Here is a 9,786-nt window from a genome sequence, read left to right as displayed (position 1 = left end):
TGGCGCGGGGGAGCGGGGCGGGGGGACACCGGCTGGGCCGCCGGACTGCCCGGCGCGTGCGCGTCCTGCAAGGAGGCGTCCGCTTCCTGCCGGGCGCAGCCGGTCCCCAGCACGCCGGTGCACACGGCAGCGCCGATCACCAGGGCCAGCGCTTTCCTGACGGTCATATCGATCTCCGACTCCGTGGGTGGACTACTCATAGCTAGACCACTTGCGGAACCGGGGTGTCCGCTCGCCCCGACGTCTCCCCCGGATGGCGCAGAGGGGACCCGCGTGGCGGCCGTTCAGGGCCCCCGTACGCAACATCGTTGCCGCTCACACCCCTTACTCACTGGTGGGGCTCGGACATGCCGTGTAGCGTCAGCAGCAGATGTCGTGGTTCGCCCAGACCGCCCGCCCCGGAGTGCGGGCGGTTTGCTGTGCAATGCCGGAGGACCAGGACGACCACCTCCGGGTTCGCGCGGTGCGGATCCGATAACGGCTGAAAGGCAAAAGGCATGGCCAGCGGAACTGTCAAGTGGTTCAACTCTGAAAAGGGCTTCGGCTTCATCGCGCAGGACGGCGGCGGTCCCGACGTCTTCGCGCACTACTCCAACATCAACGCCCAGGGCTACCGCGAGCTCCAGGAAGGCCAGGCCGTCACCTTCGACATCACCCAGGGCCAGAAGGGCCCGCAGGCGGAGAACATCACCCCCGCCTGACCGGCAGACTGCCGAACGGGGCAGGGTGCCCGGAGACCGCGCGTCTCCGGGCACCCTGCCCCGTGGCATGCCGTCAGGGAACGTCGCGCAGGAAGCCGAGCAGTGCGGCGGTCAGCTCGGCGGGCGCGTCCTCCTGGACCAGATGACCCGCTTGGGCGATCGGCTCCCACCGCGCGCCGGGCACGGCGGCGGCGAGTTCGCGCCCCTTCGCCACCGGAATCCAGGCATCGTCCTCACCCCAGCAGATCAGCGTCGGTACGCCGATCCGGGGATACCGGTCCTGGATCTCGTCGGTGTACCGCTGCTCCGCCTGGGCGATCTGCCGGTAGAAGGCCGGCTGCCCCGACTTGCCGAGCCAGGGCCGGACGAGCTGGTCCAGCACCGCCGGGTGCAGTCCGGGACCGCCCGTGGAAGCCACGTACTCGCGCACCAGCGCCCCGTGGAGCGCCGGGGGCAGCTGCCGAAGACCTCGGCGTGCTCGCGGACCAGCCGGAAGAACGGCGACCCCCAGGGCGCCAGCGCGACCGGATCGACCAGGGCCAGTGCCCGGTAGCGGGCGTCGTGCAGCAGGTGGGCCCGCAGCGCGACGGCGCCCCCGAAGTCGTGGGCGACGACCAGGGGCTCCGCCAGGCCCCAGTGGTCCAGCAGCTCGGTGAAGACCCTGCCCTGCGCCGCCAGTGACACGTCCTGGCCCGGGAACTTCTCGGACAGCCCGTAACCGGGCATGTCCCACACGAACACCTGGTGGTCACGCGCCAGCGAACGGGCCACCGCACGCCAGACGTACGAGGAGAACGGCGTCCCGTGCAGCAGGACCAGCGGGCGCCCGTCCGGGACGCCCAGCCGGTTCCAGCGGACGGTGCCCGAGCCGCTGCGGTACGACTCGGGCAGCTGCCATGCGGACATCAGGGAGTGCTCCTCCCGATCGGGTGCCCGGTGCCGGGCGCCGCGCGCGGCGTCACGGCTTGCGCGCGAGACCGCCGTGTTCGCCGATGGGCTCCGGAGCGGGACCGCCGGCCTCGGGACGCCAGAGGGTCACCGGGACCACGCCCGGCTCCACGAGCTCCAGGCCGTCGAAGTATGCCGTGATCTGGTCGACGGTGCGCAGGACGTACGGCGCGGCGCCGCTCTCGTTGTAGGCGTCCTGCGCCCGCTCGAACTCCGGGTCAGTCCCCCGTGAGCCGTCGTTGACGGAGAGGTAGCTGCCGGACGGCAGGGCGTCCATCAGCCCGGTGGCGATGGAACGCGCCCGGTCGTAGTCGGCGACGTGGCCCAGGATGTTGCTGAGGATGAGGGCCACCGGCCGGTCGAGGTCCAGTGTCTTGGCGGCGGCCGCCAGGACCGTGTCCGGGTCGAGCACGTCGGCGTCGATGTAGGCGGTCGCGCCCTCCGGGGTGGAGTACAGCAGCGCGCGGGCGTGGGCGAGGACCATCGGGTCGTTGTCCACGTAGACGACGCGCGCCTCGGGCGCGAGGCGCTGGGCGACCTCGTGGGTGTTGTCGGCGGTCGGCAGACCGGTGCCGATGTCGAGGAACTGCCGGATGCCCGCCTCGGCGACCAGATGGGTGATGTTGCGGCGCAGGAAGGCCCGGCTGCTGCGGGCGATGGTGACGATGCCGGGGAAGACGGCGGTGTAAGCGTCGCCTGCCTCCTCGTCCACCGGGTAGTTGTCCTTCCCGCCCAGCCAGTAGTTCCAGATCCGGGCCGAGTGCGGTACCGAGGTGTCGATCTTCTGGTGTGCCGAGTGACCGGGCGTCGTCGCGGGGTCGTTCATGGTGGCGGTCCGTCTTTCAGCCGAGGCGTGAATGCTTTCCCACAACCTACGCGGCAACGGCCCTTCCCTGTACAGCGGTTCACCCACGGCCCGGGCGGAACCGAGGGCTCCGCGGAAAGCCGGGCGCGCGATGCGGGGCGGTCGAGCCAGGATGCAGGGCCGGCTCACGGCCCCACGGCCTCACGAACGGTCGCCGCCCGCCCGCTCCACGAGGTCGCGGAGCTGCGAGCGGGCCGTGATGCCCAGCTTGGGGAAGCTGCGGTACAGGTGGGAGCCGACCGTGCGCGGGGAGAGGAAGAGCCGCTCGCCGATCTCGCGGTTGGTCAGGCCACGGGCGGCGAGCCCGATGATCTGCCGCTGTTGCGGAGAGAGCCCGGCCAGCGAGCCGGGGTCCGCGTCGGCGACGTCGAGTCCGGCGGCCCGCGACTCGGCCAGGGCCCGTTCGGCCCAGGGGCGGGCGCCCAGCCGCCGGAAGGTCTCCAGGGCCTCGGCGAGCGGCGCACGCGCCTCGGTGATCCTGCGCCGGCGGCGCAGCCACTCGGCGAGGTCCAGCAGGGCCTGCGCGCGCTCGAAGGGCCGGTGCGCCGAGTCCGGGCCGGCGAGGGCCGCCCGGAAGCGGGGTTCGGCGTCCTCCGGGTCCGCGAGGAGACCGCGGGCCCGCTCGGTCAGGGCGCGCAGACGGGGCGAGGCGTTCCCGGCCAGTGCGCGCGCGGCACGCTCGACGATCGCGGCGGCCTCCTCGCGCCGCCCCGCGCGTACGGCGGCCGCGGCCAGGTCCGCGAGCGCCGGGTAGGACGCGTGGTAGTGCACGGGGGAGCCGTCCGCCGTGAAGACCGCGCGCAGCTGGTCGTACGCCGTCTCGTGGGCGCCGTCCGCCGCCGCGGCGGCCGCGAGCGCGCGCCGGGCGTAGACCGCGACCGAGCGGCTCTCCAGCGGATCGACGAGCGCGAGCGCGTCCGCCGCCCGGGCGCGCGCCGCCTCACCGTCCCCCTGGAGGGCCAGCAGCATCGCGTCCACCGCTGCCGCGCACGCCACGGCGTGGTCCAGGCCCAGCGCCGAACCGACCGCGGTGACGCGGGCGCAGGCCTCGCGGGCCCGCTCCCAGCGCCCCTGTTCCAGGTAGGCCCAGGCCGCCGCGCCGCCCATGCCGTCGGGGAGCGCCCCGTGCGCCTCCCAGTGGTCGAAGGCCTCGTCGAAGGCGCGGACGGCGAGCGGTGTCTCGTCCATGAGCCACGCCATGACGCCCACCGCGGTGAGCCGTTCGGGCCGGCCCGCGGACTCGTCGGCCAGCCGGGGCAGTCGGGGGACGAGCCACGCCCGGCTCCCGAAGGGGTCGGACACGGCCCTGACCCAGACGCCCGGCCACGGATCCGGCACGTCCTCCGGCAGCCCCGCCAACACCTCTTCGAGCCGGTGCAGTTGGGCTGCGCGTCCGGCGTAGAAGCGGACCACCGCGGCGTCCGTCAGCAGATCCAGCGCGGTGGCGGGCCGGGAGCGGGCCAGCCCTTCGGCGGTGTCGGTCAGCCGGGCGAAGACCGCGGAGTGACGCGCGGTCAGCACGGCCAGCCGCCCGGCCTGCGCGGCCGCCTCGGCCCGCAGCCCCACGTCGTCCGTGCGCGCACGGACGGCCGCGACCAGTTCCTCGACCCAGGACAGGTCCCCGGTGAGCACCGCCGCCCGGGCGGCCGCCACCAGCAGCCGGGCGCCGTCCTCGGGGCGCGGGGCGAGTTCGGCGGCCCGTTGCAGCGCCTTCGCCGCCGCCGCGTGGCCGCCCCGGCGGCGGGCCCGCCCGGCGGTGCGCACCAGGTCCGCCGACACGTCCGCGTCCGCGTGCGGGGCGGCGGCGGCACGGTGCCAGGCACGCCGGTCCGGCTCGGCACGCAGCAGGTCGGCCAGCGCCAGGTGCGCCGCCCGGCGGGCCTCGGAGGACGCCGCGTGATACACCGCGGACCGCACCAGCGGGTGGCGGAACCGGACACCGGAGCCGGTCCGCCCGATCAGCCCGGCCGCCTCGGCGGGCCGCCACGCGTCGTCCCCGGCACCGGGCAGCCCGGCCGGCAGGGCGAGCGCGGCGTCGCCGGTGTCCATGGCGGCCAGGAGCAGCAGGGCCCGTGCGGTGGGGGAGGGGAGGCCGTCGAGACGGGCCGCGAAGACCCGCTCCAGGTGGTCGGTGAGCGGCAGCGGCCCGGCGGGCGGCGGTTCCCGGCCCGGGTCCCGGGCGGGCCTCGCCAGTTCCACCAGTGCCAGCGGGTTGCCGACGGCCTGGTCGAGGATCCGCGCCCGGGTCCGGCCGACGGGACTCCGCGGCTGGAGGTCCAGGAGACGGTGGGCCGAGGTGTCGTCCAGCGGTCCGAGGACGAGGGCCGGGGCGTGCCGGTCGAAGCCCGGGAGGCGCCCGCCCGTACGGGCACCGACCAGCATCGTCACCGGCTCGCCCGCCAGCCGCCGGGCGACGAAGGACAGCACGGTGAGGGAGGCGCCGTCGAACAGCGGCGCGTCGTCGAGGAGCACCAGCACGGGGGAGGGCCCGCCCAGCTCGGAGAGCAGGTTCAGGACGGCCACGCCGACGAGCATGAGGTCGGGCGGCGCCGCGTCCCGCCCCGCGCCGAGGGCGTCGTCCAGCGCCGCGCGCTGTCCGTCCGGCAGGCGCTCCGCCTCGGCGCGCACCGGCCGCAGCAGTTGGTGCAGTGCGGAGAAGGCGAGGTCCGACTCCGACTCGCTCCCGGTGGCCCGCAGCACGCGCGCACCGCCCGTCGCGGCCCGCCGCGCCACGGAGTCCAGCAGCGTGCTCTTGCCCGTGCCCGCCTCGCCCTGGAGCAGCAGCACCCGCTCGGGCGACGCCGGGTCCGCAGCGCGAAGGAGGCGTGCCCACTCCGCGTCCCGGCCCACGACCGGCTCGCCGGTGCCCGGCCCCGGGTCCGCGGCGGCGCCCGCCGTCCCTGTGCGCTCGTCCACGCCGCCAAGGCTACAAGCGGCGTCGGCTGCCCGGCGCGGGTGCAGTCAGGTGACGGATACCGCGCCCGTCGGAGCCTCCGTAGGTTTTCCGGCGGGCCCAGTAATGTCCTCGCCTCACCAAGGAGCGTCATGGAACGGATCGAACTCGGGAATGTCGGTGTCACCCGGGTGTGGGAATACTTCGGGCCTGTGGACATGACACCCGAGACGTTCTTCCCGGACGTCCCGGAAGACGTGTGGGACCGCGGCCGGGACTGGCTCGAACCGCATTTCCTGGATTCCCGGACCAACATCGTGAACTCGGCGATCCAGACCTGGCTGCTGCGCAGCGAAGGCAAGAACATCCTCGTCGACACCGGTGTGGGCAATCACAAGGAACGTCCCTACGCGCCGGTCTGGAGCCGGCTCGACACCGACTTCCTCGCCAACCTCGCACGGGCCGGCGTCGAACCGGAGGACGTGGACGTGGTGATCAACACGCATCTCCACATCGACCACGTCGGCTGGAACACGCGTCTGGACGGACGCGACTGGGTGCCCACTTTCCCCAACGCCACGTATCTGATGCCGCGCGACGACTTCGAATTCTGGAACCCCGAGAACGGTCACCGTCCGCTGCTCGGCCGCGGCAACCAGAACGTGTTCGAGGACAGCGTGGCCCCGGTGCACCGGGCCGGGCAGGCCGTGCTGTGGGAGGGCGGCCACCGGATCGACGGCAACCTGCGGCTGGACCCGGCACCCGGTCACACCCCGGGCTCCAGCGTGCTCACCCTCGACTCCGGGACGGACCGCGCGCTCTTCGTCGGGGACCTGCTGCACTCCCCGGTCCAGATCCTCGAACCGGACCACAACAGCTGCTTCTGCGAGGACCCCTCCGGCGCCCGCGCCACCCGGCGCAGGCTCCTGGGCTGGGCCGCCGACCACCACGCCCTCCTGTTCCCGGCACACCTGGCCGGCCACGGGGCCGCCGAAGTGGAGCGCGACGCGGACAAGTTCGCCATCAAGGGCTGGGCGCCCTTCGACCCGTACACCGAGCAGCGCCGCGACCACCTGAAGGGCATGAAGTGAACCACCACGACCCCGTCGTGACCACGGACCGGGGCGCCGTACGCGGAACCCTCCAGGACGGCACCGCCACCTTCCTGAACATCCCCTACGCCGCCCCGCCCCGGGGCGCCGGCCGCTTCGCACCACCCCGGAGGCACGAGGGCTGGGACGGCGTACGCGACGCGACCCGGCCGGGGCCCACCGCACCGCAGTCCGAGCGCAGGCTCGGCCGTGTCGACATGTCGGCCTACTTCGGCCCCGGCCGGATCCCCGGCGACGACTACCTGACCGTCAACGTGTGGACGCCGGAGATCACGAGCGGCGCCCTGCCCGTCATGGTGTTCGTCCACGGCGGGGGATTCGTCGCCGGATCGACCCGGTCCCCGATGTACGACGGGTCCGCGTTCGCCCGCGACGGCGTCGTCCTCGTCACCCTCAACTACCGGCTGGGCATCGCCGGATTCCTCGACCTCCCCGGAGCGCCCGCCAACCGCGGCCTGCTGGACGTCGTCGCCGCACTGCGGTGGGTGCACGAGAACATCGCCGCCTTCGGCGGGGATCCGCACCGCGTCACCCTCTTCGGCCAGTCGGCCGGGGCGACGATCGTGGGCGGCGTCCTCGCCGACCCCGGGGCCGCCGGGCTCCTGCGCCGGGCGATCGTCCAGAGCGGCAGCGGCCTGGGCGCGTTCACCACCGAGCAGGCCGCCCGCGTCAGCGCGGCGGCGGCCGACGCCCTCGGAGTGGCGCCCCGGGCCGACGCCTTCGCGGAGCTCCCCGACGACCGCCTGGTCGACGCCGCGGACGGTCTGGCCGGCCTCGATCTGCGGACCCCGGCCCACCGCGACCCGCTGCTCGGCCTCAGCCCCTTCAGCCTGGTCCTCGACACCCAGCCCGCGACGTCCGTCGCAGCGGGCGCCGGGGCGGGCACCGACCTGCTCATCGGAACCAACACCGAGGAGGGCAACCTCTACCTGGTCCCCGTCGACCGCTACACCACCTCCGACGACCACGACGTCGACGCCACGGCCGCGCGCTCGCACCCGGACCCGGCGCGGCTCGTCGGGACGTACCGCACGGCACGCCCCGGAGCGACGCCCGGCGAACTCCGGTCCGCCATCATGGGCGACGCCCTCTTCGGCGCCGGCAGCCGCGCCCTGGCCGACGCGCACGCCGCCCATCCGGCCTCCTCCACCCACGCCTACGAGTTCGCCTGGCGCTCGCACGCCCTGGACGGACTGCTCGGCGCCACCCACACCATGGAGCTGCCCTTCGTCTTCGACCGCACCGGCCTGCCGGAGCTGCGCGGACCCGGCGGCCTGCTCGGCCCCGACGAACCACCGGCGGACCTCGCCGCCCGCACGCACGCGGCCTGGATCAGGTTCGCGAGCACCGGGGACCCGGGCTGGGCCGCCTACGGCACCCGGCGCCGGACGACCATGCGCATCGACGCGGAGTGGACGCCGGTCGACGACCCCCGCGGCGAGGAGCGGCGGGCCTGGACCTGACCCGCAGGGCCCGGACCCGCCCGGCTACTGGGCGCTGCCCGCCGGGCGTACGACGATCTCGTTGACGTCGACCCCGGCGGGCCGGGACACGGCGAACGCGATGGCGTCCGCGATGGCGGAGGCGGGGACGGCCACCGAACGGTAGGTCTTCATGTCCTCCCGCGCACGCGGGTCGGAGATGGAGTCGGCCAGTTCCGACTCGGTGACGCCGGGGGAGACGACGCTCACCCGGATGCTTCCGTCCGACTCCTGGCGCAGCCCCTCGGACAGGGCCCGCACCGCGAACTTGGTCGCGCAGTACACGGCGGCGGTGGGCACCACCTCGTACGCGCCGACCGACGCGATGTTCACGACGTGTCCGCCGCCCTGCCGCCGCATGACCGGCAGCGCGGCCGCGACGCCGTGCAGCACGCCGCGCACGTTCACGTCGATCATCCGGTCCCACTCGTCGACCTTCAGGGCCGCGAGCGGCGACAGCGGCATCACCCCGGCGTTGTTGACCAGCACGTCCACCCGGCCCCAGCGTTCGGCGGCGGCCGACACGAACGCCCGCACGTCGGCGGCGTCGGTGACGTCCAGCCGTCGGAAGGCGGCCGTGCCGCCCTCGGCCGTGATCCGCCCGGCCAGCTTCTCCAGCCGGTCGGTGCGGCGGGCGCCCAGGAACACCCGGTGGCCGTCGGCGGCCAGGCGGTGGGCCGTGGCCTCACCGATCCCGCTGCTCGCCCCGGTGACCAGTACGACCTTCGCGATGTGTGTCATGACAGTGCGTCCTCTCGGTCTCAGCCTTGCTCCACCGAGTCTGTGCAGGTCGGCGGCCAGGTACCAGGACGGTCCCTGCCTGGGTGCGACACACCCGGGCAGGGACCGGGGACGCCGCCTAGCCTGGACGCCATGGACGAGAACCACCTGGGCGAGTTCCTGCGCGCACGCCGGGCCGGACTGCGGCCGCGGGACGTCGGCATGGTCAGCCACGGCACCCGCAGGGTCGCCGGACTGCGCCGCGAGGAGGTCGCGGTCCTCGCCGGAGTCAACGGCGACTACTACACCCGCCTGGAACAGGGCCGCGAACGCAACCCCTCCCCCCAGGTCCTCGACGCCCTCGCCCGCGCCCTGCGCCTGGACACCGACGCCCGGGCACACCTGTTCCGCCTCGCCGGCGGCGCACCGGGCGAGGCACCCTCCGCCCATGCCGCGCAGGAAGTCAGCCCCGCGCTGCGCCAGTTGATGGACGGCTACCCGCACACCCCGGCGTTCGTGCTGAGCCGCACCCTGGACCTGCTGGCAGCCAACGCCCTGGCCGAAGCCCTCTTCGAGCCGTTCGACCCGGCCGACAACCTGGCCCGCATGGTGTTCCTCGACCCCGCGGGCCGGGCCTTCTACGCGGACTGGGAGCGGGCGGCCCAGGCCACCGTCGCCAACCTGCGCCAGGCGGCCGGGTTCGACCCGGACAGCCCACGGCTGCGCCGCCTGGTCGCCACCCTCACCGAGCACAGCGCCGACTTCACCCGCCTGTGGAACGCCCACACCGTGCGCGGCAAGACCCAGGACGCCAAGAACCTCCGCCACCCCGAGGTCGGCGCCCTCGCCCTCACCTACCAGGCCTTCGACGTACGCGACGCGCCCGGCCAGCAGCTCGTCATCTACCACGCCGAGCCCGGCGGCCCGAGCGCCCGCGCACTAGGGGGTTTCGTTTGGATCAGCGGGCGGACCAGAGGAAGATGCCCGCGATGTGGAGTCCGGCGAGGTAGATGGTCGCGGTCTTCTCGTAGCGGGTGGCGATGCCGCGCCACTGCTTCAGGCGGTT

General features: G+C 74.3%; 8 protein-coding genes and 2 pseudogenes. 4 read left to right on the top strand and 6 right to left on the bottom strand.

Going from position 1 to position 9,786, the window contains the following annotated elements:
- The first annotated feature begins 497 nt into the window (after positions 1-497).
- Positions 498-701, top strand: coding sequence for a cold-shock protein (locus DMH12_RS34705; RefSeq protein WP_003978336.1), 204 nt, complete (start codon positions 498-500; stop codon positions 699-701).
- 73 nt (positions 702-774) lie between these two features.
- Here DMH12_RS34705 and DMH12_RS40095 read toward each other — a convergent pair whose 3' ends face one another.
- From DMH12_RS40095 to DMH12_RS34690, 4 genes are all read right to left on the bottom strand, one after another.
- Positions 775-915 carry an alpha/beta fold hydrolase gene (locus tag DMH12_RS40095; RefSeq protein WP_260474454.1) on the bottom strand — a complete coding sequence of 47 codons (141 nt, stop codon included), beginning with the start codon at positions 913-915 and terminating at the stop codon, positions 775-777.
- 32 nt (positions 916-947) lie between these two features.
- Positions 948-1,607: an alpha/beta fold hydrolase gene (locus tag DMH12_RS34700; protein ID WP_260474453.1), complete on the bottom strand. Its 660-nt coding sequence runs from the start codon at positions 1,605-1,607 to the stop codon at positions 948-950.
- A 52-nt stretch (positions 1,608-1,659) separates the two neighbouring features.
- Positions 1,660-2,475, bottom strand: coding sequence for an SAM-dependent methyltransferase (locus tag DMH12_RS34695; RefSeq protein WP_125495308.1), 816 nt, complete (start codon positions 2,473-2,475; stop codon positions 1,660-1,662).
- A 180-nt stretch (positions 2,476-2,655) separates the two neighbouring features.
- Positions 2,656-5,430 carry a LuxR family transcriptional regulator gene (locus tag DMH12_RS34690; protein ID WP_125495307.1) on the bottom strand — a complete coding sequence of 925 codons (2,775 nt, stop codon included), beginning with the start codon at positions 5,428-5,430 and terminating at the stop codon, positions 2,656-2,658.
- Positions 5,431-5,559: 129 nt separating this feature from the next.
- Between DMH12_RS34690 and DMH12_RS34685 the strand changes: the two genes are divergently transcribed.
- Together DMH12_RS34685 and DMH12_RS34680 are read left to right on the top strand one after the other, a co-directional pair.
- Positions 5,560-6,498: an MBL fold metallo-hydrolase gene (locus tag DMH12_RS34685; RefSeq protein ID WP_125495306.1), complete on the top strand. Its 939-nt coding sequence runs from the start codon at positions 5,560-5,562 to the stop codon at positions 6,496-6,498.
- Positions 6,495-7,982 (top strand): carboxylesterase/lipase family protein, encoded by a 1,488-nt coding sequence (locus DMH12_RS34680; protein WP_125495305.1) that lies wholly within the window; start codon positions 6,495-6,497, stop codon positions 7,980-7,982. The genes DMH12_RS34685 and DMH12_RS34680 overlap by 4 nt, the downstream gene beginning before the upstream one ends.
- 24 nt (positions 7,983-8,006) lie before the next feature.
- Here the strand turns inward: DMH12_RS34680 and DMH12_RS34675 are convergent, their stop codons facing one another.
- Entirely contained in the window at positions 8,007-8,741 is a 735-nt protein-coding gene (locus tag DMH12_RS34675) for an SDR family oxidoreductase (RefSeq protein WP_125495304.1), read from the bottom strand.
- Between the two features lie 132 nt (positions 8,742-8,873).
- Here DMH12_RS34675 and DMH12_RS34670 point away from each other — a divergent pair.
- Positions 8,874-9,662 (top strand): annotated as a pseudogene (locus DMH12_RS34670) (helix-turn-helix transcriptional regulator); the annotation flags it as partial.
- A gap of 16 nt (positions 9,663-9,678) precedes the next feature.
- Here the strand turns inward: DMH12_RS34670 and DMH12_RS40585 are convergent.
- A pseudogene (locus tag DMH12_RS40585) lies at positions 9,679-9,786 on the bottom strand (IS5/IS1182 family transposase); the annotation flags it as partial.

The organism is Streptomyces sp. WAC 04229 (genome assembly GCF_003947455.1).
Classification (GTDB): domain Bacteria; phylum Actinomycetota; class Actinomycetes; order Streptomycetales; family Streptomycetaceae; genus Streptomyces.
This window is presented reverse-complemented; position numbering and strand designations above follow the sequence as displayed.